Source organism: Paenibacillus phyllosphaerae, from assembly GCF_014192105.1.
In the GTDB taxonomy this organism is placed as follows: domain Bacteria; phylum Bacillota; class Bacilli; order Paenibacillales; family Paenibacillaceae; genus Paenibacillus_Z; species Paenibacillus_Z phyllosphaerae.
This window is the reverse complement of record NZ_JACHXK010000024.1, coordinates 39783-63121: the sequence shown is the minus strand read 5'-3', so window position 1 is coordinate 63121 and position 23339 is coordinate 39783. Positions and strand designations below refer to the sequence as shown.

The window sequence follows — 23339 nt, the reverse complement described above, 5'->3', positions numbered from 1 at the left end:
GATTATATGTAATGTAATCAAGTTTAAAAATGAAAAGGATCCTATCCTCTATTTCCTAAGAGGATGGATCCGTTCATTGAGTAACAAGTCTACAAATCTTCTTTTTCCTTTGTATCTTATTTATATTTCGAATAATATTCATCTTTATTTTTTTCAATTAGTTCATCTAGAAGGTACTCCACGGGCAAATTATACTGATCTTCATCATATGGTGTCTCTAGTCCTTCTTTTAGACATATAAATTTATGGTACAAAAACCTATAATGATTGTCCTTGGCCAAAAGGAGACCTTTATTATACCACTGCATACTCTCGTCTAAACCATTAGCGAGCAAAAATCCAGCATAAAAATAGATCGCTTCAGTATAGTAGTATCGAATAGGTTGTAAGTCATTTACAGCAGATTCATAATAAAGAATGGTTTTATTGTGATCCTTCTCAGTAAATGCAAGCATCAACGATTTAATTCCTGAGGTGTAGGAGTTAGTAACAACTAATTTATTTATCGATTTTCTATCCAGTTTACCCATTTTAGCTTTAATGTAGTGGGTTTGCATAATCTCTATGTATTGCTTCCGATATAATCCATTGATTTCCGCTTCCAATTCATCGTAATCCAATTTGTCCATATTGTATTTCATTTCCAAATAATGAAACCCACGGAGCTTTCTGTATGCAACTAATGCCTCTAATTTCTTATACTCCCCGGCATTATACAACATAGAAACTATCGCTCCATGACTGTAAAAGTTACTTTTAATAATGAAACGTCTAACCTCGTTTATGTCGCTATAATCATAAAGATGAAGCCCACCTATAATAATATGCCTGTCAAGCATATTGGTATGATCTAGTTTATACATATCTTCAATTGACACAGTTTGTTTTATTTGGTCATAACCTTCCTTGAACTTACCAAATCGATATTTTGAACTGGCAATAATAACATCAATTAAGATATCTGATTTTTCCAAAGTGAACTTACTTTTTAACTTTTTAAGCTTCCTATAGAAATGTTGACCTTGCTCAATATAATCGAACAAATTATCAACTTTCAGGATATATCTTAACTTTTTATCCTGATCCTCTACAGAATAAGTAAAATAATCTAGGCTCTTGATAAAATTTTCTATATTCTGATCGAATATCTCAAGTCCAAGTGTTTGGTTATCTTCACATATTGAGGAAATAGTGTCAATCAAGAAACCAATAAAGTCAAATGCACGTTTATGGAAATCCCTTTTTTCCTCTTCCGGTCTTTTCTGAAACTGATACTCCGCAAATCTTCCGATAATTGATTGAAGTTCAATAAAACCACGATTTATCTCAATTAATGACTTATTCTCCAAGGAGGTAATATCACGATCAGTAATTCTTCGCGAATCCAATTTGTATTTTCCTTGTGAAAAGAATGATTTTATATTGTTCATATGAATTCCATCTGGGAATAATGACAATAATTCAAACAGTAGCTTCTCATTAGTTGTCAGGCTGTAATAGGAATAAGCGATAGATTGATATAATGATTTAGATCGTTCAATATTAGCATCAATTCGCTCGTCGAAAATATCTTCGTAGCCGTCCTTAGTGATGTTAAAGAAATCCTTCTCTAACTCTTCCTTTAACGCTATCATATTTTTAGATTTAGGCAGATTTTTGGCAGTGATTTTGATTGCTAGGGGGTTGTTATTCAGCAGTCTACTTAATATATCATCTTTAAGCATTTTAATTTCATCTATATTTAACTCTGATTTATAATATTTACTAAAAAGTTCAAATGCCTCTTCAATTGTGAAAGCCCTAAGTTCATGACACTCCTCAAACTCCAGTCGAACCCACTCTCTAGATGTAATGACAACATTGACATAGTCGCAAACAAATGCAAGGAGGGATTTGACTTCATCTTCATCATCAATATACAACATCGGTTCAAAATTATCCAATATTATCATGGCATTTAACACAATATTATTTAACTGTACATGCTCTTTTAGATTAATCGTACTCTCAATCCCAAAACACTGGGCGACCCTATACTCAAAATTTTTATAATTGGTAATAAATTCACAATCAATAAAAAATATTCCATCACTAAATAATCCTCTGTCAAAAAGCTCCAGTGCAACTTTTTTGACAGTAGTTGTCTTTCCAATGCCACCCGACCCTTTAATAGTCAAAACTCGTCTGCTCGTATCAATAATTTTCCTCGTGACGTCTTCTAAGTCCGTTTTACGACCGACGAAATTGATTAAATTCTTTGTATCAATACTGTCAGCTAGACTTCTTTTAGAATTATCGCCTCTCGTTACTATTGTTGATACGCCTTTCTGAATCACAGTTAGATTAAACTTTTCAGGATTAAAGAGTATGCTGTTTTCAAATCTATTCAAAGTTTTCTTTTGAAACAATTTAAAGAATACACTGCTTAAATCTTCCTCCCACAACATTAACAGTGGTATTGAAACTTGGGAGACAGAAATTTGAATCGGTTTATCAATAAATATAATTATACCTTTTAAATCGTCCGTAATTAGATTTTCCTCGATCTCTTGCGGGGTTATCAGTTTACTCTTTAAGTACTGGTCCTCAATAATAATTTTATCTTTTACTGTCTGCGAAAGAATAATAATGTAGTCAAAGCCTTCTAAATTTCGCAATACCTCTATATTAAAATAGAAGCACTCGATATTGACCTTGAATTTGGAGAGAGGTTTGGTCACTGTCTCAAAAAGCGGCTCTCTATCCGAGTCAATAGGGGCCGCACTCAAAAGCGCAATCGAAACCTCTTTCTCTTTAAATTTCGAAGCCAAAGCGCTTTCATCATTGGCCGCTGTAATGGTTGCCACGCTAGTCTGCTTTGCAGATTCCTTTACTTCAATAAGGCTATCAAGAATCGCCCCCATGTCCCCCCAATCCTTTAAGAAAACAGGGTGCACTCCGTGTATTTCTGTTGCAGAATTGTCTACAGTTAGATAAAAATGTTGTTTAGAGAATCCCTTGTAGATTGAATGAATATATTCAAACTGTTTCCTAACATAATCATCAGAAAGGCTGAATCCAATAAAAAGGATTGTATGGTCAGCAATTAAACTTTTTAACTTTTCAATCGCTGCAGTCTCTTTATATAAATCTTCGTATTTTTCTTGAAATAATATGCATGTATCGGGATTCTCTATGCAACCGTGTAACTTTAACAAAAAATTATCTTTGTCATGCAATTTTGCAATATGAAATGTATTGTCAAATACAACCTTCTTAAAACCAGTGGCTGTCTCTATCAACCGATCATAGTTTGTTGTTATGATTCGTGAGGAAATTCTACCCAATTTTCTATGAAGCTCAATATTTAAGTTTTCCAAAGGCTTATCATTTTCTCGATCTAGTACCTCATAGACTAGTTTCTTTTTGTCTTTAATTTTATCTAGAACTTCCAATGAGGTTAACAATCGGGCACTTAATGTATCAGCCAAAATATTATATTTGTTATCTTCTTCTGCCAATTCCTTTAATACAAGGCTAATAAGCTCGTTCCAACTCGGGAAGCCCAAGGGTTGCGAAAACCCTGCACCTATAAATAGTAACAGTTTATTTTCTTTAATTGCGTCGATGATTTGCTGCTTCATAATGCCCCCTTATTTTTCTAAAAAAAATACAAACTTATTCCCTGCTTATATATTACCACAAATGCTTTACAGGAAAAATTATCAAATCCCTGCAGAACTTTCAGATTATCAAATCCCTGCAGAACTTTCAGATTATCAAATCCGCTACTACTTGAGCGGTTCGTAAAGAATTCCCCCTTAATTCTACTACCTACAAAACTAGTAGACAGACTCAACCGGCAAGGTCTATCATGTAGATTAGTCGGGCGCTCCAGCCCTAATTCTGACAGGGAATGCGGGGTTCGTGCCCAATGGCATTAAAGACGGATTATATAAATGTACTGTCCATTATTTCGCAAAAATTATATGATGCCGCGGCCGAAGTGATCCTTACCTCGAGCCGGCTGATGCAGGCTAACACATTCTGTATTGCGCTCAATGACCGGCTGACCACCACGGTGCTTAAAGTCTTCAACCGCGAGGCGATCATGCTCGAGGAAGGACTCATCGTCGATAACAAGGACTCCTATTGTCATCTTGTCATCGAGAAAGCAGCCGGACCGCTAGTAGTCGACAATAACTTGACGCATCCGCTCACGAGAGATATGGACGCAACCCAATTCGTAGGTCCCTGCTCGTTCATGGGCGTGCCGATCGTTACCAAAAGAGGCGAGATGTACGGTTCCTTATGCGCCTTCGATCCGAACTTCTACGTGTATAAGCAGGAAGATATCGAGCTGTTGGAATCGCTCGCCGTTTTCTTCGCCCATGTCCTCGAGTTGGAAGACACGCTCGGGCGTCTGCGGGAAGTCGAAGCCGAGAATCAGAAGATAATGGAAGAGAAGTCCAATCTGCTCGCCGTTATGAGCCATGAGGTGCGGACGCCGATGAACGGCATTATGGGGATGGCTTCCCTTCTCCGGTCTACCGAGCTTACTCCGGAACAGCAGGAATACACGGAGATTATCGAGACGAGCAGCGGTTCCCTGCTTGCCATGCTCGAGGATATTCTCGAATATTCGAAGCAAGACAGCATGAATCTGACGCTAGAACAGCAGCAGATCGATCTCCACGATCTGTTCCGGCAAATCGAAGTACTCTTCCGCCATGATCTCGAAAAGAAGGATATCCGGATGATCGATCAAATCGAACCCGATGTACCGTTCTTAATCTATGGGGATGGAGGCAAGCTTCGGCAAGTACTCACGAATTTGGTCACCAACGCGATACGGTTCACCGATCATGGCCAGATCACGCTGTCCGTCCGCTGTAACGGTGAAAGTCCGGAGGCCGCGCTGCTGTTCTCGGTGAAAGATACGGGCAAGGGCATTCCGAAAGAGCGGATCGACCGCTTGTTCCACCCCTTCTCCCAAGTGCATGAGCGGTCTTCCCACGTGTCCGGTTACAGTGGGGCCGGTCTTGGCCTGTCGATCTGCAAGCGCCTCGTCACGCTAATGAATGGTCGGATCTGGGTCGAGGAGCAACAGGGACCCGGAACATGCTTCAGCTTCACCATACCGCTGATCGTAGATGAACAGCAGGTCATCGCGTAAGTTCTGGCAGTTGAGCCGCCTGATAATCCTCAACACAAGAATAGCCCTGCCTGGCAGACTCTCCCGTCTGCTGAGCACGGCTATTCTTGTGTTCGGTTCATTGTAGGCAGAAGCGTTCATTGTTGTACGCGTGGGCTCGTGCGAACAGTGCTTGTTATTGCCAGTGCTTGAAAATCCATTCTATACTATAGTGTATCTCGAATACGAACCGTCATAAAGAGGAGCTTACGTTATGTCCGACCTACCGCTAGTTGAGATCGCCTACCAATCCCTCCGCGGGCAGCTGCTCGATGGGGCCTATTTGCCGGGCGAACTGTTCTCCGAGAGCGAATTGGCCGCTAAGCTCGGGATGAGCCGGACGCCTATACGCGCCGCTGTCTCGCTCCTGGAGAAAGAGGGCTTCGTCCAGACGCTGTACAAACGGGGCATTCTTGTCAAAGGCATCGATGTGAAGGATCTCTATGATATCTTTGATCTGCTCGGCGCGCTCTATTCCTTCGCGTTGGACCGGATCGACAGCGATGTATACGAGCTGGACCTTAAGGCGATGCGCCAGCACTACGAACAGCTTGTACGAGCAAGCGAGGGGCAGAAGTACCGGGAATATTACGAGAACGGCCTGATGTTCATGCGCACCATGCTTGCCGCCGTCCAGAACCGCTTTATCCTCGAGACCTTCGATCTGCATCGGGATAAGCTGCTGTTCTTCGTTGTTACCTACCGGTTGACGCAAGGGGCCAATCGCCCTTATACCGGCCGCAAGCTCTATGAGGATATCTATCATAAGCTGGAGCAGAACCAATATATGGAGGCCAAAGCAATTATTCAGCAGCATAATCGCAACATGCGTGAAGATTTGATGCGCAACGGCATCACCCGTACCTCGTAACCGGCTGGAACTCAAGCCATGCCGCACATACCATACAGACGCTTTCTCCTTCCTAGCCTTCGGACTTTGAGTCCGAGGGCTTTTTTAGTTCCTGTAAATGGACCCCTGCTCGTTTATAAAATCTATAAGCCTATTTAACGCTCATCTTACATACAAGATATACGATTCTTGTATGCAAGATTGGCAACATCAAAACGAATCCAATGGAGGTTGTACACATGGAACCAATCAAATTCATTCATCTGACGGACACGCACATGAACGCACCGCAAACGGAAGGCCATTTCGCCCCTTTCAAGCTGGCTGACAAAGTAAAGCAAGTTTTCCGCCATGTTCAGCAATACCGCCACAACCCTTCATTCGTCATCATTACCGGCGATCTGTCGCATGAAGGCAATACGGAAGATTACGAATATATCCGCTCCGTCGTCGACGAAGGAGCCGCACTGCTCGGCGTGCCCGTGTATGTCGTGCTCGGCAACCATGACCACCGCGCCCCGTTCCGCGAAGGCTTCCTACATGAAGAGCCATCCGAGCAAGCTTACTATTACAGCCATAACATTCAAGGACTGCGCCTGATCGGCCTGAACTCCCAGGTTGCCGGCCAGCATCACGGCATGATCGACGAGGAGCAGCTGCAATGGTTGCGCGATGAGCTGAGCGTTCCTGCCGAGAAAGGCACGATCGTGGCGCTCCACCATCCGCTGCTTGAGATCAACGGCATGCCGAGCGAGCATGTGCTCTCCAACCGCGAGGCGCTGGGCGACGTACTTCAAGGCACGGATGTCGTCGGCATCGTCGCCGGCCATGTCCACATGCACAATGTCGGTACCTATAAAGGCATCTGCAGCGTAGCGGCAACGGGAACGGCATTCGGTGGCGCATTGGCTGATGAAGAGCATTACAGCATGGTGGATGTGTGCAGCTACAACGTTGTTTCCGTGCTATCCGAAGGCGTAACCGTACAGACCGTCGTTATGCCAGGCTTGCAAGAAGAGTATGTACGCTTCCCTGTTGCGCTTCTCGCCGCACAGCATTAAGCCAATCCAAACCATTAGGAGCTGCTATCATGACCAACGAATTAATGCCTAGCTGCCTGCTGCCGCTTGCAGGCGCGCATAACTTCCGGGATATGGGTGGCCTCAGAACGACTGACGGCCGTACGGTGAAGCAAGGGCTGCTGTTCCGCGCCGCCGAACTGACCGGCTTGACGCCTGAGGACCATGCCCTCCTGGCCGCTATCGACTTCAAGCATGTGTTCGACTACCGGAACCGCGCCGAGGCCGAGCAGAAGCCCGACCCGCAGATCGGACAAGCGACGAACACGCGGATTCCCGCCAATGAAGCCGCGGAGAATCAACCGAGCTTGGATCTGGAACAACTGTTCAAGCAAGGCCTGCACAAACATTTGTCTTCCAATATGCTGCATGAGCTATACGCGAATCTGCCGGTGGGCAACGCCTCCTATCGGAAGCTGATGGAACTCTTGGCTGTGCCGGAGTCGAATCTACCGCTCGTGCAACACTGCGCAGGCGGACGCGACAGGACCGGCGTCGGCAGCATGCTGATCCTGCTGACCTTGGGCGTTCCATACGAGACGGTGATGGAAGATTATCTCCTCTCCAACGTGACGCTCGAGCGCTATCACCGGCAAATGTTCGATATGGCCGCGAAGTATGTGAGCGCGGAGGATCTGAAGGCGATGGAAGACGCGATGCGGCTGCAAGAGTTGTATCTGGACGCTTCGCACAACAGCATTCTGAGCCGTTACGGCACCTTCGAGCAGTACCTGTTAGAAGAATTCGGCATCGATGAAGCGACAAGAAGGCGAATCCAAGACTACTGTCTGGAATAATCGATAATCCATAATATGGTGGGGGTATTTGTCCATGAAACGGTTCGTAAAAGGCACAGTCACGCTGCTATCTCTGAGTACTGTCGTATGGCTCAGCGGTTGCGGCGCGGCGGCCAATTCTTCCTCGGCTTCTGCTGAGCTCGGCACGCTGGATCCGGCGAATCCGACCAAGATCACCTTCTATACGTACAGCCTTGCCTATCCGACGATGAAGCCGGGCATGGAGCAGCTGATCAAGGAATTCAACGACACGGTCGGCAAGGAAAAAGGCGTTATCGTAGAAGGCATAGCGGATACGACGATGCAGCAATACAAAGCGGATATCTCGGCAGGCAAGGAGGTCGATGTCGTCCAGCACACGTTCAGTACGCTCGACAGCTCGCGCCTTAGCCTTGGCTTCCAAGCCTACGAGGATGTTTTCCCGCAGGAGGAGCTGGATGAGCATCTGAAAGGCATCTCGCCGAATGCGCTCGAGCTTGGCAAGATCGACGGCAAGATGTACGGACTCGCTTTCACCTTCAGCACCCCGATCGTCTTCATCAATGGCAAGCTGTTCGAGGAGGCCGGACTCGATCCGGAGAATCCGCCGAAGACATGGGATGAGATTAAGGAAGCATCGCTTGCGATCAAAGAGAAGACCGGCAAAGACGGTTTCGGCCTGGCGCCGAACAACGGCTGGATTACCGAGGGCCTCATCCTAAGCAACGGCGGCGAGGTGCTCGCGAAGGACCGTTCCAAGGTCAACTTTGCCAATGAGGCGGGTATCGAAGCGATCAGCATGTGGAAGGACCTTTACCACAATGGCGCCTCCGCAGCCGGCACCGATACGGAACTGAGCGAACAATTCATGGCGGGTAATCTCGGCATGTACGTCTCCTCGACCTCCCTGCACAGCGGGGTCAAGCAAGCTTCCGAAGCCGGCGGATGGAAGCTGTACGGCGCAGGGTTGCCGCAATTCGGCGACAAGCCGTCCGTTCCGGTCAACTCGGGCAGCGTATTGGCCGTCCGTCCGGACAGTCCGGAGAAGAATGCCGCGGTATGGGAATTCATCAAGTTCGTGACCGGGGACCGCGGGTATACGATCATTACGTCGCAGATCGGGTATCTCCCGCTTCGCACGGCGCTTGCCGATGATCCGAACGGCCTGAAGGATTTCGTCGAACAGAATCCGCTGTACAAAATCAACCTCGAGCAGCTGTCGCGCATTCAGCCGGTTGCGATCTGGCCCGGCGACAATGCTACGGAGATCTTCACCGTCTTCTATGATGCGATCGTCAAAGCGGTCAGCTCGGACGAGGACGCAGCCACCGTGCTGAAACAGGCCGAAGACGAAATCAACGGCATGATCCAGTAACGACCGGGCGCCTAAGCCCGTCTTCGATCAGGAAGGAATGGCTATGAGTAAAACAATCGAGAACCTGTATGCTCCCCCCTTAGCGGGGAAGAGCGAACCCCTTCGGCAGCCTTGGCATCAATCCAAGCTGTGGCGGCGCCTCAAGCCTTACCTATATTTGCTGCCGGCAGTCGCCTTGCTGGGAATCTGGATGTACAGACCGCTGCTCTATACGTTCTATCTGGCGTTCCACAAGTGGAGCATGGTGCCCGGGACGGCCAAAGTGTTCGTCGGCTTCGATAACTTCTCGCGGCTCTTGCAGAACAAGAGCTTCGTGGAGGCGATCGGCAATACGGTATTTTATACGGTGGGACTGCTGCCCTTCTCTATCGTGATCCCGCTCATTCTCGCCGTCGTAACCGACAAGATGAACGACCGCATGAAGAACTTCTACCGCGCGCTATTCTTCATACCGATGATTCTGGCGCCGGTATCAGTCAGCGCGATCTGGCGTTGGCTGTTCCATCCGTCCAACGGCGTCGTCAACCACCTGCTGCTGAAGCTCGGCCTCATCGAGGAGCAGATCGCCTTCTTCTCCGATGCAAGTTGGGCGAGATGGATCATCCTGTTCATCACCGGGTGGAAAATGATCGGCTTCAGCACCATCATGTTCGCCGCCGCGCTGACGAGCATCAACCGGGAATATTACGAGGCCGCGTCCATCGACGGCGCAAGCAGCTTCCGGCAATTCCTGAACGTGACGGTGCCGCTCATGTCGCCGATGATTCTGTTCATGCTGACGATGAGCATCCTGTTCTCCAGCCAATGGACGTTCGCGTATATCGATATTCTCACCACCGGCGGTCCTTACGGGTCCTCCACCAATATCTACTACGAGATGTACCGGTTCGCCTTCTCGAACCTGAACGTTGGCGTCAGCTCAGCCGCTGCCATGCTGTTCTTCCTGGCGTTCGGCGTCATCGCGCTCGCGCTGAATGCGGTATCGCGCAAATTTGCCTTCTATGACAACTAAGCTTCGAAGGAGATTCCTAAGCCATGACGAAACGCTTCTCGATCGCAAGCGTCTTCCGGCACGGGGCGCTCGTACTGATGTGCGTCCTTGCGATCGTCCCGCTGTACTGGATGGCGATTTCCTCGCTCAAGAACGAATCGGAAATTTTCACGTCCAGCATCATTCCGCTCAAGCCGACGCTTGGCAACTATACATATGCGTTCACGCAAATGCCGATCGTCCGCATGATCGTCAATTCCTTCGGCATCTCGATCATGATGACGATGCTGCAGCTGACGACCAGCCTGCTCGCCGCCTATGCGCTTGTCCGCTGGCGCTTCCGCGGGAAGGCGCTCATCTTCTCGCTGCTCAGCGTCACCTGGCTTATTCCGTTCCAGGCGATCATGATCCCGAACTATGTGCTCATTAACGACATGGGGCTGAACGAAACGTGGCTCGGCATCGTGCTGCCCTTCTGCGTCTCGACGTTCGCGATTCTGTCGCTGTACCAGTCGTTCCAATCGTTCCCCGGCGTGCTGATCGAAGCGGCCTGCATCGACGGGCTCAGCGACTGGGGCATCCTGACGCGCCTCATCCTGCCGAACACGCGCTCGACGGTCGCTTCGCTCGGCATCATCCAGTTCATCAACGCCTGGAATGAATACCTGTGGCCGATGCTCGTCACGAAGAAGATGGAGAATGCGCCGATTCAGATCGGGCTCAAGCTGTTCGTGAACTCCGACTCCAACATGTGGGGCTCGCTGATGGCGGCCACGACCGTCTCTTGCCTGCCGATCCTGCTCATCTATCTGGTGCTGCGCCGGCAGATCGTGGACTCGTTCATCCGATTCGGGATTAAGTAACGCCGCGTTGTCCGAACAAAGAGCCAAAGCCGTTTAGAAGAGACGAAGAGGTCTGTTCTAAGCGGCTTTGGCTATTAAAACAACAGAATCGGCGTATGGCGATGCCGATCGGGTACTCGCCCGTCGATAGCGTGTAGCCAAAAGACTCCTGCCCATTCCGGACAGGAGTCTTTTGCGATTGTTTTATTATTGCGCCGAACCGAGCTGTATCCACGCTTGCTGGATCTCTTCGACGGCTTGGTCCTTCGTCTTCGTCTGACCGATGTAGGCTTGCATAATCTCGCCGAACTTCTGGTGGAACGTATCGAGCGAGTAGTTGACGGAGAGATCGCCGGATTGCTCCGTCTTCAGGATCTCATCCATTTGCTTCGGCATATCGAGTTCCGGCAGCGGCGCATCCTTGATCGGCGGGATAACCTTCGCCACCGTGGAGAACCAGTTCTTGCCGTAGTCGGACGTGTACAGCCAATTGAAGAATTCGATCGTTTCCTTCGCGACAGCCGAATCCTTGTTAATGCGCAGCGCTTGGTCGGCGCCGGTAATAATCTGCGCTTGTTCGGCCTTGTCGCTCACCGGATAGCCCATGATGCCAAGCTCGAAGTCCGGCGCGATTTTCTTGATCGCTTCCTCGTCCCATGCGCCTTTGCCCGTCAAGATTGCGGCTTTGCCGGCGGCAAAATCGCTCACTTGAGCATTGCTGTCGCGCTCGAGCGGCTTAGTCGTGCCATGCGCCACGGTCGTGTCGATGAAGCTGAAGAAGTTATCGTATAACGCCGGATGATCCTTGAACGTCGTCTCGCCGGCGATGAACGCCTTCACGAGATCTTGCGCGCTCTGTCCCGCATCTTGCGCTGCCGCGTCTACGAAATGTTGGAAGATATGCTTCCATACCCACCATTCCTTGTACGCGTTCGCAAACGGCGTAACGCCTTTCGCTTCAAGCTTCGCGATCGCATCCTCCAGCTCGGCGGTCGTCTTCGGCGCTGCCGTAATGCCTGCGTCGGCGAACAACTTCTTGTTATAGATCAAGGTGAACAGATTGCCCTTCACCGGCAACCCAAGCACTTTGCCGTCGCTCGAAGACATATTCGAACGCACGGCATCCGTCATCGCGGCTGCGAGCGGTTCGTTCGTCAGATCCGCGCTGTATTCGGCGAACGTATCGATATCGCCGCCTGCCGTCGTCTGGAACACGTCCGGCGTGCTGCCGGCCGCGATTTTGGACTTGAGCACCGTGTTATAGTCGGATTGCATAATCTCGAGGTTAATCGTCACGTTCGGCTTAACCTTCTTGTACTCTTCGATATAAGCGTTGAACGCTTGCGTATATTCCGGCGAAGCGGTAAACATATTGATCGTAACCGGCTTGGACGCGTCTGCCTCGCCGTTTGCCGTTCCGGCATTGGCGTTCGCGTTCGCTCCTCCTGCGTTGTTATTGCCGCCGCAAGCGGACAACAGTGCTGCCGTCATGACCATGCTCATGGACAGCGCCATCATTTTTTTCTTCATGTCTTGAGCCCCCTGCTTTCGTAGTCGGTTGAGCTTACGATGCTTATTGTAATGAAAGCGGCGGGCAAAACGAATGCACATAAGTGAAGTGTTAAGGGTAAAAAAGTGTCCTCCGCAAATGAGCCTTCTGTTAGACCGAGGCCGGATTGGTTCTGAACTCGGAAGGCGACAGACCGTAATAATTGCGGAACGCCTTGCTGAAATAGTTCTTGTCCTTATAGCCCAGCATCTCCGATATCTCCTGGATCTTGAGGTTCGGATCCAGGAGCAGCTCCTTCGCCTTGTCCATGCGCACCTTCTGCATATATTCATGAATGCCGACGCCATACTGCTGCTTGAATAGCTTCATAAGGTACTCGCGGCTCAAGTAATATTTCTCGGTGAACATCGTAATCTTGATGTCTTCGAAGTAATAGCGGTCGATATAATCCCGAATGTCCGAGATATGAAAAGGCCGGTTGCCGGCTGCGCCCTGACGGATCAGCTCGCTGTACTGCTCCAGAATGCGGTGCATCGCGGCTTCGAATTGCGGGAAATCCGCGAAGTCCGGTCCTTGTCCGCTCTCGCCGCCGCTTGCGCCCGCCGCAGGCAGTTGATCGGCCGCAGTGCCGCGTTCCACGGCAAGGTCGCTCAGCAGCATCTGCAGCTCGCGCAGACGCAAGTCCGCTTCCGCCAGACTGACATAATCCGATTGCTTCATGTGGCTTAGATAATCCGCAAGGACGCCCTTCGCCTGTTGGACATTGCCCGCTTCGAGCGCCCCGCCGATCATCGCAATCCGGCTGCCGAGCGCCGTGCTGCGCATTTCCTTCCCGGCGGCGGCTGCTGCCGTACCAGACTCCAGCAAGTTGTGTCGGTTAAGTGCAGCCATCGCTTCCTCATACGAATCCGCAAGCTCCATCAGTTCCGATCTTGGCGCTCCGATACCGCTCACCGTCTGCATGCCGAACAGATCGGCTAACGTAGATACGGCTTTCTTCACCAGTATTGCCGCGCTGAACGCCAAGTCCTCCGCATACCCATCCGTCGTCGAATAGACGACGAGCATCTCCCGGGCCCGCTTCGGATCGGCGAAGCTGAACGCTTGCAGCCGCTCGCCGGATACGTCGCTCAGCACATTGGCGACGGCGAATTGCAGCAATGTACTTTCCTTACTGAACCGCCTTGCACATACCGCATTAAAATTCATCACCCGCAGCACCGCGGTCAAATAATGGCCCGTACTCTTGTCTCCGTTAACGAGCGGCAGGAACGCCTCATTCGACTGTTTCTTGAAGCTCCGGTCGAAGATCGTCAGGTAGATCTTCTCCTTCAGCTTCGGCAGCGACATGTTAAGCGCAATATTGCGGTTAATCAGCTCGCTCTTGCTCTTGCGCTTGGCTTCGAGCACATCGACCGCCTTACGAAGCGCCTGATTGAGCTCCTTACGGTTAACCGGTTTGAGCAAATAATCGACAACCTTCGAGCGGATCGCCTGATGCGTGAATTCAAAATCGTTGTAGCCGCTGATTACGATCGTCATCAAGTCCGGGTATTCTTCTTCCACGACGCGCAGGAACTCGACGCCGTTCATCTCCGGCATCTTCATGTCGACCATAACGAGATCCGGCTTATATTGCTCCAGCATCCGGAGCGCCTGCTTGCCATCGGCCGCCTCCAGAATATTAGTCACGCCCAGCTCTTGCCAGTTCCCCAGTATGCGGATCGCCTCCCGGACCGGCTCCTCATCATCAATAATCAATACCGTCACCATGCTGTCATCCTCCTCGCGGCAAAGTCATCGTCAATCGCGCTCCGCGTTCCTTGGCTTCAATCGTCAAATTGGCCGTGTCCCCATATAGCAGCTTCAGACGCGTGTGCAAATTATGCAGTCCGATGCTGTCGGTCTCCCGTTCGTCCCATCCGGCTGCCAATTGGCGCTGCACTTCCGCTAGCCTTGCCGGGGTAAGGCCAGGACCGTCATCCTCCACGACGATGACCGCCTGCTCATCTTCCGCCCGCGCTTGAATCAGCACGGTTACGGGGCTAGACACCCGCTCGACGCCATGCTTAATCGCGTTCTCCACCAGCGTCTGCAGCGACAGCTTCGGAATCCGCAGGTCATGCAGCATGCCGTCCCACTCGGTAACCACATGCAGCCGGCTGCCGAACCGCGCCTTTTGCAGCGCCAGATATCGCTCGATATGCTGCAGCTCCTCGTGGGCTTGGACGATATCTTTGCCGCTGATGCAATAGCGCAGCGTCAAGGCCAGCGCATCCACCATGTCCGCGACGTCGTCCGTTCCCGCCTTCAACGCTTTGGTCGAGATCGCCTGCAGCGCATTGTACAGAAAATGCGGGTTAATCTCCGCCTCCAGCGCTTTGAGCATCGCATTCTTCTCGACCAGCTTCATCTTGTACCGCTCGTTGATGAGCTCGTTCGTCCGTACCACCATGTGATTGAACCTTCTCGTCAAATAAGCGATCTCGTCGCGCCCTTTGACCGGGGCGGCGGCATCGAAAGTTCCTTCGCTGAACCTGCGCATCTGGACCGATAGCCGGCCCAGCGGCATCGTGATCGCATTGGCGGTAAGCGCGACTAGGATTACGGCAATGACGAGGAACAGCACGCCGATCAGGTAACTCACGTTCCGCGTCTTCGTCGCCGCTTCATAGATTTCGCGGTACGGGATCGGCTTCACGAGCGACCAGCCTTCCACCTGACCGGCATTATGGACGACCATATACCGCTCATCCTCCATGTCCCAGTTGAATTGCGCCTCCACGTTGCTCGTCAGCTGCGTCGTTAACTCTGCATCGGCCGCATCGGCGTAGAACGGTAGATCATCCGCGTAAAACAACTTATGTGACGGATCCAGCAGCAGCACATGCTCGCCTTCGGTTAGCGGCACGTCCTTCATCATCGCCTCCATCGACTTCGGGTTGAAATAAAAGGACAGCACGGCTTGCGGCTCCCGGGTCGCAATGGAACGCAGCACCTTATGGAATGCCATGGATACATGCTCGGTGTTCACCGCATACCCGGTTTCCTCGCCGGCTGTCAGGAACGACTGGTACGCTCGGTTCTGCTTGCTCTGCATCATCTGCTTGTACCAGTTCAGCCCCGTAATCTCCGCGTCCGTTCCCGTTCGGCTTGAGATCGTGTACGCTTCGCGATAGATCGTATAATACCTGTCCTCATTCACGAGATAGAAGTAGATGGCTTCCAGATCGCTGCGCGAGAAGAACAGATCGCGGAGATAATTCTCGAGATACTGGCGAGAAGCGTAGTCCTCGGCTTCATTCTTGATCGCATGCATGATTTCGTCATAGCGCAGCTGCGGCTGGGACAGCACTTCGATCCCGGCCAGGTAGCCTTCGATATTTTTGTTCACGAGATACAGATTGTTCGTCGTGCTCTTGATGCTGCTCTCGACGGATTCCCGCTGCGTCATCTGATACGAGATAATCGTCAGCGATCCGACGACGAGCACGATGATCGTCGTGAACAGCAGAATCAGCTTATTGACCAACCTGCGCGTCGCCCGGTCGGCAATGGCCGCGAAGCCTTTTCGGATGCGTGCCATGATCATATGCTAACGGCCTCCTTTTCTCCCTTGTGCACAGTTCACCTTTTTACCCTTAACTGTCCTCATTCGTCCATTCTGGGCAAGCGGCCCGACAATTTATAATCCATTATATCGAAAACCATCCCGTTGCAAAGTCATAATACAAAGAGGTGCTCAATGCGCAGATTAGGTAGAAAATGGGGCGATAAGTTCGAATTCGGCTTCTTCACCCTTCCGGTGCTCCTTTGTGTAGCCGTTGCTTTCTACATCCCGTTCGTCATGACGATCCGTTATTCGCTCACCAAGTGGAACGGAATATCCAAACATCCGACATTCGTGGGGCTCGACAACTTCAAGCAAATTTTCCTCCATGACGCGAACTTCGCCGCCTCGGCCTGGTTCACGCTCAAGTACGCGGTGCTGTATATCATTCTCGTGAATGTGCTCGCGATTCTGCTTGCGCTCGTGCTTGATATGAAGCTGAAGTCGACCGCCTGGCTGAGGGCCGCCTTCTTCACGCCTTACATCTTGAGCTTGGTCATCGTCGGTTTCATCTGGAAATTCATCTTCATGCAAGGCTTCGAATCGCTCGGCGCCAGCACCGGCTGGAGCGTCTTCGGCCTTAGCTGGCTCGGCGAGCCCGGGCTTGCCTTCGTCTCGGTGCTTGGGGTCTCGATCTGGCAATCGGTCGGCTTCTACATGGTCATCTACATTGCCGGCTTGCAGTCGGTGCCGGAGGATCTGAAGGAAGCCGCCGTCATGGACGGAGCCGGTCCGTTCCGCCGGTTCTTCAGCATCACGCTGCCGCTGCTCGCGCCGTCGATTACGATCTCGGTGTTCATGGCGCTCACGAACTCCATCAAGGTGTTCGACGTCATCCTGTCGCTCACCGGCGGAGGTCCGGGCGGCACAACGTACAGCGTCGCCTATGACATCTACCGCGACACGTTCCAGAATAACCTATACGGCTACGGTACGGCCAAAGCGCTCATCCTGTTCGTAGCGGTGCTGCTGATCACCATCGTACAGCTTACGATTTTCAAACGCAGGGAGGTTGAGGCATAATGAAGCCGAATAAAGCTGGTCGTCTAGTACTCGAAGTCTTCATGGTCCTCCTGTCGGTCGTCTTTGTCTACCCGCTCTTGCTGACCATCTTCAACTCGTTCAAAAGCTTCCAGGAGGTCATGACCGACGTTATCGCGCTGCCGTCGAAGCTGTCGTTCACCAACTATTCGTACGTGTGGGATTTCATCGATTATCCCCGTCTGTTCTTGAATAACGCGATCATTACGGTGCTCGGCCTGGCCGGAATCGTCCTGGTCTCGTCCATCGCCGCGTACAAGCTCGGTCGGACGAAGACGCGAGCGAGCTCCTTCATCTACATGCTGCTCATCATGCCGATGCTCATCCCGTTCCAATCCATCATGCTCACCGTGCTGCAACTGGCGAAGGATCTGCATCTGTCCGAGAGCACCTGGGGGCTCGGCATCTTGTACTGGGGCTTCGGCGCCCCGCTGGCCGTCTTCATCTATCATGGGTTCGTCAAAGGCATTCCGCTGGAAATCGACGAGAGCGCCAAGATCGACGGCGCCTCCGGCTTCCGCCTGTTCTTCACTGTCATCTTCCCGCTGCTGAAGTCCGTGACGACGACGATTATTATCATCGACGTCATGTGGATCTGGAACGACTTCCTGCTGCCGCTCCTGATGGTGAACGGTTCGCCTTCGACGAAGACGCTGACGCTGGCTGCGTATACGTTCGTCGGCCAATATACGTCGGATTGGCAATATGCGATGACCGCGATGGTCATGGCCGTCCTGCCTTCGATCATCGTCTTCATCCTGCTGCAGAAGTATATCGTGAAAGGCGTCGTTGCCGGAGCGGTGAAAGGCTGATCTTTGATCGGTACCTTAAATAACGTGACCACATGGAAAGAGGCGTCCCAAATGTCATCATAGATGACGGTCGGGACGCCTCTTTTTCTTTGAAAAGGTGTGGTGACAGTTACCAATCCACTACGCATTCGAATATTCTTCCAACCGCTGTTGTTCGGGGAACTATCTCTATCTTACAATTCCGGCCGCTTCGAAGAGTTCGTGCTCCGGCTTCATCAGCTTGGTGCCATTGTTCGATACCAGGTAGATTTCTTGATCGCCCTCATACAGTATCTTAACCTCTAGCTTGCCAAGCTCGATGATGCTTGTATGTGCACGAGGCTCTTTAGCCTCTTCCCAATCAATGGCGCTATTAATGAGAGAGACAAGAACAGCTATGCGGCTTTGTTCCGTAATCGGGTTACAGTCCTCTAAATCCGTAGCGTAGGAAACGCAGACTTGGGAAGGAGCCTCCTGAATCCAAGTGGAAGCCGTATTGATCGGGTGTTTGTCGTAAGTGACCTCCGTTCGATCCTCTAGTGTGTTATAGGAAGCCCAGATCCATAACTCCCGGTCGAATCCATCTTTGCGCCAACGAGACATGAAACCTCCCGGTTCATTGATTGATCCCGCCTCATGATCGCCGAACGCTTGCTCATAGTCTGCTGTCCACCCCTGTTTGGGTAGCTCTTCCAGGTAGAAGTCATAGATTTCCCGCCAACGATCGCCATCTACTCGATAGTCATTACGGAATGGCTTTAATCCATCGAAAACCGGAATATCTGGATGACGTTCCGGAATGATGGACCCCATGACGTTTTATAAATCCCCCAACCGATTCACCAGTTTCACCGATAGGTAGACGCTGATTACGCCGAGTAAGCTGAAGATGGCATAGAGCAAATCCGGATTCAGCGTAATACGCAGCAATCCGAGGAAATTAGGGAGCTGCATGAGGAAGATCGCGCAAATGACCGTTCGAATCACTGCCCGCTTCCAGATCGCGAACCAGAATAGCGGGACCAAGGAGGCGAGCGCGACCACGACTGCGTGCAGAACCATTCGTACCGCATACGTCATCAGGTCGGCAGCCGTCGGCGTCCCTTCAATGACATCGATCGCCAGGTCGAAGAGATAGGTCGTTATCCCGGCGAGCACGAACGATACGAGCGTACAGGCGAAGACGGCCAATGCGATGAACAGCGTTTTCGCCATCACGAGTCTTTGCCGGCTGAGCGGATAGCCGAACGACAGCGCCATCGTTTTATTTTTATACTCCTCGATGAAGACATGATTGATCAGCGAAGCGCCGAACAGAATGAATCCCAATTGAATCGGCAGCATCAGCCCCATCGCTTCGGCATAGCTGTTGCCGAACGGAACCTCCGGCATATCGGCAAATGCCACTTTCAGGAGGAATACCGGCAAGAACATGAGGATCGCCAGATAGATAACGACCTCCCCCATGACCTTCTTGCGCTCCAGCTTCCTCCATTCCAGCTCGATCAGCTTGATCATGCCAGATCCCCTCCTTGGATTTGATGATAAAAGTAATCCTCCAGTGTGCTGGTATGCTTCTGGATCTCCTCGATATCGATATCCTGCGAGACGAGCAACTTGCTGATCTGGCCGACCGATACGCCTTCGTCATAGATTCGGATCTTGTTCTCCTGGACGATTTTGATATTCGCCATATGAAGCTCATGCTCGAGCAAAAACGCGGTTCGCTGCACGTTCGAGGTGACGAGCTCGATATAGTCGGTCCGCTGCTGCCGGATGTCCGACAAGGTGACCTCATCGACCAGTTGACCGTTCCGAATGACGCCGATGCGATCCGCTACCTGCTCGATCTCCCCTAATATATGGCTCGACAGCAGGAACGTAATGCCGTACTCCTTGTTGAGCGTTCGAATCAGGTCCCGCATGTCCTTGATTCCGATCGGATCAAGGCCGTTGGTCGGTTCATCCAGCACTATTAGCTCCGGCTTCGTGATCGCGGCTCGCGCAATCCCCAGGCGCTGCTTCATGCCGAGCGAGAAATGCTTCACCTTCTTGTCTTCGATGTCCTTCAGCTGAACCAAATCCAGCGCTTGACGGATCGCCCTCTTGTCATAGAAGCCCAAATATTCGCAATGAAGCTGCAGGTTCTCCATAGCCGTCAGATGTTCGAAGAAGATCGGGTATTCGATAATGCTCCCCACGCGCTTCAGCCCTTCTTTGGCGCTTTCGTTCAGCTTCTTGCCGAACAACATGATCTCGCCGGAGGTCGGAATGATGAGTCCGGTGAGCATCTTCATTACCGTTGTTTTGCCGGCTCCGTTCGGTCCAAGCAAGCCGTAGATCTCGCCTTGTTTGACGGTTAGATCGACATCCGATACAATCGTTCTTCCCTTGACGGCTTTCGCCAGCTTGTGTGTCTGAATGACCGCATGCATGTGGTGCTTCAGCCTCCTTCGCGACTTTCAAGTTTCGCTTGTTTCTTGATACTTCTATCATAGATCGGAGAATCGAGTTTTTTCTTTCCCTTTCCTTACATGTTTCTTAAGAAATGGCCAGCCAGCCGCGCAGTCGCTTCATGCCTCGCAACAAAAAAGATGTTCGGCAGCAGCTGAACATCTCCGGAAGCAACTTAGTAAGTTAAAGGCCTGAACAGGCAGGTAAAAACCGTGCGCTGGAACGGTACGCTGCTCAAGCGGATCGTTCCTTTCATCTCCTCCGTCAACCGTTTGGAGATGCTTAAGCCAAGGCCGCTGCCCTGAAATTGCGGATTGCGGGCGTCATCTAACGTATAGAGCCGCTCGAATACGCGTTCCTGATGCAGCTCGGCAATCCCGCGTCCGCGATCCCATACGTCGACGGCGACATACTCGCCTTCCTCCCGCACGGTGACTCCCACAACGCCTCCGTCACGGCCATAGCGAATGGCATTGGAGATCAGATTGCTTAAGACGCGGTGCATGGCTTGCTCGTTACCGAGGATATAGAAGGGACGCTCCGGAATCTCCAGCTCTACTCGGAGATTGTGCGCGAGCAGCAGATCGTAATACTCCAGCACGCTTTGCCGGCAGACCTCGCTTAGCGAAATTTTATGCAGCGGGATTTCATAATCGTCCGACTCGAGCTTGACGAGGTCAAAGAATTGATTGAGCAAGGCGATCAGCTTGTTTACTTTATCGTTCAGCCGCTCGGTGATCTGCTTCTCCTCTTGCTCGGTCAACCCTCGCCCCTGATTCAATTTCTCCGTATAGCCTAGAATGACGGTAAGCGGCGTCTTCAGGTCATGGGACATGTTGGAGATCATTTTCCGCTGGCTGCTCTTGGCCCGGGCATAATCCGCGATAACCTTCTGGTTATAATCCAGCAGCCGATTCACTTGAATGAGGAGCTGACGGATTGTCTCCTGGCCGGTTGGAACCAGCACCTTCTCCGCCGTTTCATGTGCGATGATGTCCGCGATCTTGTTCGAGATCTCATGAAGATCGCGATTCATTCTACTGCGGGCATAGAACTGCCAGCTAATGATTGCGGCCATAATGACAATAACGATCGTTAGCAGAATGACCATGCGCTACTCACCCATCTTGTAACCGATGCCCCATATCGTCCGAATGTATTGCGGGGCGGACGGATCCTCTTCGATTTTCTCGCGGAGCCGCCGGATATGCACGTTAATAACGTTCTCGTTCCCATAATAATCGTCTTCCCAGATGAGCTGATAGATCTGTTCCTTGGTGAACACCCGGTTGCGATGGGTAAGGAATAGCTTCAATATGTGAAATTCCTTGGCGGTGAGCTGTACGCTCTTCCCTTGGACGGTCGCGGAGAACGTATGCAGATCGAGCAGGAGATCCCTGAACGATAGCGTAGGCGGGGCGACTGGCGCGCTTTCTTGCTGCGTATACTGCGTGGCCCTTCGAATCGCCGCTTGCACGCGGGCCGTCAATTCGATCATTGAGAACGGCTTGCTTATGTAATCGTCCGCACCGAAGCCCAGGCCAAGCGCTTTATCGAGATCGCTGCCTTTGGCCGAGATAATCAGGACGGGCACCGTGCTCGTTGCCCGAATGCGCTTCAGCACCTCCATGCCGCTTACCTTCGGGAGCATCAAATCGAGCAAGACCAGATCGAACGGCTCCTGTTGAAACTTTGCCGCGGCCTCCTCGCCGTCATAGGCCGTGCGAACGGCGTAATTCTCCGAGGTGAGATGGCTTGTAATCAACTGGCTGATTTCCACGTCATCCTCAACGAGCAGGATTCGCTTAGTCATGTCACCGCCTCCTGCGTATCCATCTTTTTCCCAACATATCATATCCCTCCCCGTCAGTATAGAATAATTTACCATTCGCACCCTTGCCTGCACCGATGAACAATCAAAAAGCAGAACCGCCGCGGCAGCTCTGCTCCTGATCACCTTCACGTAAGTTCTCCGTTCACTTAGTCACTATGTTTAAACCCTCTCCTTCAATACCGCATTCAGCAGTTCCGCTTTACGCATGGCTTCCCGATCCTCGAGTATCGCTCCTGGGCGATTGCCCTCGCCTAATACATAACCGCCATATTGAGTGCCGAAGAATTCGAAGATATGTTGGAATTGAAGCACGAGCGGGAGTCCTTTCAGCAATGGCTGATCGCCGCCGACGGCAATCACATACCCCGTTTTGCCCTTCATTTGCTCGCGGAAACGCGGACGATTCGAATCTCGCAACGTTTGAGACCATCGGTCAACGAAATTCTTCATGAATCCAGACATCCCGTACCAATAAATCGGTGTCGCGAATACGAGAACATCCGCCTCTAGCACGCGGTCAATGACCGAATTGTAATCATCATCGATATCATGGAACCCTTCTTCGGTATGACGCAGATCCTCAATCGGCTGAATGCGATACTCTTTAAGAAAAATACGGTCCACATGCAAGTCTTTGACCGCTTGTTCGGTCAACATCTCCGTATTTCCGTGCGCTCTTGTTCCTCCATATACGATGGCAATCTTCATCTAGATCTAGCCTCCTTGATCTTTGGATTCTATGTAATCCACTATTACAATGACTGACTGTATTCATTCGACGGATACCATTTTTTACCTTTATTCTGAAACAGACAAAACACAATGAAAAAGACTCCCTCACAATAAGGGAGTCTTCGGTCAGTTAAGTCCAAGTTATATTAGAAAAACCAGGAACGGGTAACGATGACCAACAGGATGAACAGAACAAGGATCAGACCAGCAGAAGTGAACCCACCGTATCCTTTTACGCCACAAGCTCCGTCGTATCCACCTACATAACCGCTCATTGGAGT

At 50.9% G+C, this 23339-nt stretch carries 20 protein-coding genes; 9 read left to right on the top strand and 11 right to left on the bottom strand.

The window, feature by feature from the left end:
* Positions 1 to 116: 116 nt before the first annotated feature.
* Entirely contained in the window at positions 117 to 3623 is a 3507-nt protein-coding gene (locus FHS18_RS29810; RefSeq protein ID WP_183604052.1) for an SIR2 family protein, read from the bottom strand.
* Positions 3624 to 3913: 290 nt separating this feature from the next.
* Here FHS18_RS29810 and FHS18_RS29805 point away from each other — a divergent pair, with 290 nt between their 5' ends.
* The 7 genes from FHS18_RS29805 to FHS18_RS29775 all read left to right on the top strand — a co-directional run bounded on the left by FHS18_RS29805 (position 3914) and on the right by FHS18_RS29775 (position 11107).
* The gene (locus FHS18_RS29805; protein ID WP_183604051.1) at positions 3914 to 5155 is read left to right on the top strand and encodes a GAF domain-containing sensor histidine kinase; all 1242 of its coding nucleotides are present in this window, start codon (positions 3914 to 3916) and stop codon (positions 5153 to 5155) included.
* Positions 5156 to 5387: 232 nt separating this feature from the next.
* Positions 5388 to 6044: a GntR family transcriptional regulator gene (locus FHS18_RS29800; RefSeq protein WP_183604050.1), complete on the top strand. Its 657-nt coding sequence runs from the start codon at positions 5388 to 5390 to the stop codon at positions 6042 to 6044.
* Between the two features lie 218 nt (positions 6045 to 6262).
* A complete protein-coding gene (locus FHS18_RS29795) occupies positions 6263 to 7084 on the top strand; it encodes a metallophosphoesterase family protein (RefSeq protein WP_183604049.1) in 822 nt (273 codons plus the stop codon).
* A gap of 29 nt (positions 7085 to 7113) precedes the next feature.
* The gene (locus tag FHS18_RS29790) at positions 7114 to 7899 is read left to right on the top strand and encodes a tyrosine-protein phosphatase (RefSeq protein WP_221401518.1); all 786 of its coding nucleotides are present in this window, start codon (positions 7114 to 7116) and stop codon (positions 7897 to 7899) included.
* 34 nt (positions 7900 to 7933) lie between these two features.
* Positions 7934 to 9253 (top strand): ABC transporter substrate-binding protein, encoded by a 1320-nt coding sequence (locus FHS18_RS29785; protein ID WP_183604048.1) that lies wholly within the window; start codon positions 7934 to 7936, stop codon positions 9251 to 9253.
* A 43-nt stretch (positions 9254 to 9296) separates the two neighbouring features.
* Entirely contained in the window at positions 9297 to 10265 is a 969-nt protein-coding gene (locus tag FHS18_RS29780) for a carbohydrate ABC transporter permease (protein ID WP_183604047.1), read from the top strand.
* A 23-nt stretch (positions 10266 to 10288) separates the two neighbouring features.
* Positions 10289 to 11107, top strand: a complete 819-nt coding sequence (locus FHS18_RS29775; protein ID WP_183604046.1) for a carbohydrate ABC transporter permease — start codon at positions 10289 to 10291, stop codon at positions 11105 to 11107.
* A 186-nt stretch (positions 11108 to 11293) separates the two neighbouring features.
* On the opposite strand, the gene FHS18_RS29770 is transcribed toward FHS18_RS29775, so the two are convergent.
* The 3 genes from FHS18_RS29770 to FHS18_RS29760 form a co-directional block, all read right to left on the bottom strand.
* Positions 11294 to 12616 (bottom strand): type 2 periplasmic-binding domain-containing protein, encoded by a 1323-nt coding sequence (locus FHS18_RS29770; RefSeq protein ID WP_183604045.1) that lies wholly within the window; start codon positions 12614 to 12616, stop codon positions 11294 to 11296.
* 130 nt (positions 12617 to 12746) lie between these two features.
* On the bottom strand, positions 12747 to 14369 hold the full coding sequence (locus tag FHS18_RS29765; protein WP_183604044.1) for a response regulator transcription factor: 1623 nt from the start codon (positions 14367 to 14369) through the stop codon (positions 12747 to 12749).
* Positions 14370 to 14373: 4 nt separating this feature from the next.
* Positions 14374 to 16188, bottom strand: a complete 1815-nt coding sequence (locus FHS18_RS29760; protein WP_246427995.1) for a sensor histidine kinase — start codon at positions 16186 to 16188, stop codon at positions 14374 to 14376.
* Positions 16189 to 16341: 153 nt separating this feature from the next.
* Here FHS18_RS29760 and FHS18_RS29755 point away from each other — a divergent pair, with 153 nt between their 5' ends.
* On the top strand, positions 16342 to 17229 hold the full coding sequence (locus FHS18_RS29755; protein ID WP_183604043.1) for a carbohydrate ABC transporter permease: 888 nt from the start codon (positions 16342 to 16344) through the stop codon (positions 17227 to 17229).
* Entirely contained in the window at positions 17229 to 18059 is an 831-nt protein-coding gene (locus tag FHS18_RS29750; RefSeq protein WP_183604042.1) for a carbohydrate ABC transporter permease, read from the top strand. Before FHS18_RS29755 ends, FHS18_RS29750 begins: the two co-directional genes overlap by 1 nt.
* 168 nt (positions 18060 to 18227) lie before the next feature.
* Here the strand turns inward: FHS18_RS29750 and FHS18_RS29745 are convergent, their stop codons facing one another.
* The 7 genes from FHS18_RS29745 to FHS18_RS35050 all read right to left on the bottom strand — a co-directional run bounded on the left by FHS18_RS29745 (position 18228) and on the right by FHS18_RS35050 (position 23333).
* Entirely contained in the window at positions 18228 to 18851 is a 624-nt protein-coding gene (locus FHS18_RS29745; RefSeq protein WP_183604041.1) for a hypothetical protein, read from the bottom strand.
* Positions 18852 to 18857: 6 nt separating this feature from the next.
* Positions 18858 to 19556: an ABC transporter permease gene (locus FHS18_RS29740; RefSeq protein ID WP_183604040.1), complete on the bottom strand. Its 699-nt coding sequence runs from the start codon at positions 19554 to 19556 to the stop codon at positions 18858 to 18860.
* Positions 19553 to 20473 (bottom strand): ABC transporter ATP-binding protein, encoded by a 921-nt coding sequence (locus FHS18_RS29735; RefSeq protein WP_183604039.1) that lies wholly within the window; start codon positions 20471 to 20473, stop codon positions 19553 to 19555. Before FHS18_RS29735 ends, FHS18_RS29740 begins: the two co-directional genes overlap by 4 nt.
* Before the next feature lie 194 nt (positions 20474 to 20667).
* A complete protein-coding gene (locus FHS18_RS29730; RefSeq protein WP_183604038.1) occupies positions 20668 to 21603 on the bottom strand; it encodes a sensor histidine kinase in 936 nt (311 codons plus the stop codon).
* Positions 21604 to 21606: 3 nt separating this feature from the next.
* On the bottom strand, positions 21607 to 22305 hold the full coding sequence (locus FHS18_RS29725; RefSeq protein WP_281378893.1) for a response regulator transcription factor: 699 nt from the start codon (positions 22303 to 22305) through the stop codon (positions 21607 to 21609).
* Between the two features lie 180 nt (positions 22306 to 22485).
* A complete protein-coding gene (locus tag FHS18_RS29720) occupies positions 22486 to 23034 on the bottom strand; it encodes a flavodoxin family protein (RefSeq protein WP_183604037.1) in 549 nt (182 codons plus the stop codon).
* Between the two features lie 170 nt (positions 23035 to 23204).
* Positions 23205 to 23333, bottom strand: a complete 129-nt coding sequence (locus FHS18_RS35050) for a hypothetical protein (protein WP_281378892.1) — start codon at positions 23331 to 23333, stop codon at positions 23205 to 23207.
* Between the last annotated feature and the right edge of the window lie 6 nt (positions 23334 to 23339).

Bases quoted from the DNA above. Each gene is read 5' to 3' on its own strand.
- FHS18_RS29740 (WP_183604040.1), bottom strand. From the start codon at position 19,556: ATGATCAAGCTGATCGAGCTGGAATGGAGGAAGCTGGAGCGCAAGAAG.
- FHS18_RS29725 (WP_281378893.1), bottom strand. From the start codon at position 22,305: ATGACTAAGCGAATCCTGCTCGTTGAGGATGACGTGGAAATCAGCCAG.
- FHS18_RS29805 (WP_183604051.1), top strand. From the start codon at position 3,914: ATGGCATTAAAGACGGATTATATAAATGTACTGTCCATTATTTCGCAA.
- FHS18_RS29790 (WP_221401518.1), top strand. From the start codon at position 7,114: ATGACCAACGAATTAATGCCTAGCTGCCTGCTGCCGCTTGCAGGCGCG.
- FHS18_RS29770 (WP_183604045.1), bottom strand. From the start codon at position 12,616: ATGAAGAAAAAAATGATGGCGCTGTCCATGAGCATGGTCATGACGGCA.
- FHS18_RS29785 (WP_183604048.1), top strand. From the start codon at position 7,934: ATGAAACGGTTCGTAAAAGGCACAGTCACGCTGCTATCTCTGAGTACT.
- FHS18_RS35050 (WP_281378892.1), bottom strand. From the start codon at position 23,333: ATGAGCGGTTATGTAGGTGGATACGACGGAGCTTGTGGCGTAAAAGGA.
- FHS18_RS29795 (WP_183604049.1), top strand. From the start codon at position 6,263: ATGGAACCAATCAAATTCATTCATCTGACGGACACGCACATGAACGCA.
- FHS18_RS29810 (WP_183604052.1), bottom strand. From the start codon at position 3,623: ATGAAGCAGCAAATCATCGACGCAATTAAAGAAAATAAACTGTTACTA.
- FHS18_RS29775 (WP_183604046.1), top strand. From the start codon at position 10,289: ATGACGAAACGCTTCTCGATCGCAAGCGTCTTCCGGCACGGGGCGCTC.
- FHS18_RS29735 (WP_183604039.1), bottom strand. From the start codon at position 20,473: ATGCATGCGGTCATTCAGACACACAAGCTGGCGAAAGCCGTCAAGGGA.
- FHS18_RS29780 (WP_183604047.1), top strand. From the start codon at position 9,297: ATGAGTAAAACAATCGAGAACCTGTATGCTCCCCCCTTAGCGGGGAAG.
- FHS18_RS29765 (WP_183604044.1), bottom strand. From the start codon at position 14,369: ATGGTGACGGTATTGATTATTGATGATGAGGAGCCGGTCCGGGAGGCG.
- FHS18_RS29745 (WP_183604041.1), bottom strand. From the start codon at position 18,851: ATGGGGTCCATCATTCCGGAACGTCATCCAGATATTCCGGTTTTCGAT.
- FHS18_RS29755 (WP_183604043.1), top strand. From the start codon at position 16,342: ATGCGCAGATTAGGTAGAAAATGGGGCGATAAGTTCGAATTCGGCTTC.
- FHS18_RS29730 (WP_183604038.1), bottom strand. From the start codon at position 21,603: ATGGTCATTCTGCTAACGATCGTTATTGTCATTATGGCCGCAATCATT.
- FHS18_RS29720 (WP_183604037.1), bottom strand. From the start codon at position 23,034: ATGAAGATTGCCATCGTATATGGAGGAACAAGAGCGCACGGAAATACG.
- FHS18_RS29800 (WP_183604050.1), top strand. From the start codon at position 5,388: ATGTCCGACCTACCGCTAGTTGAGATCGCCTACCAATCCCTCCGCGGG.
- FHS18_RS29750 (WP_183604042.1), top strand. From the start codon at position 17,229: ATGAAGCCGAATAAAGCTGGTCGTCTAGTACTCGAAGTCTTCATGGTC.
- FHS18_RS29760 (WP_246427995.1), bottom strand. From the start codon at position 16,188: ATGATCATGGCACGCATCCGAAAAGGCTTCGCGGCCATTGCCGACCGG.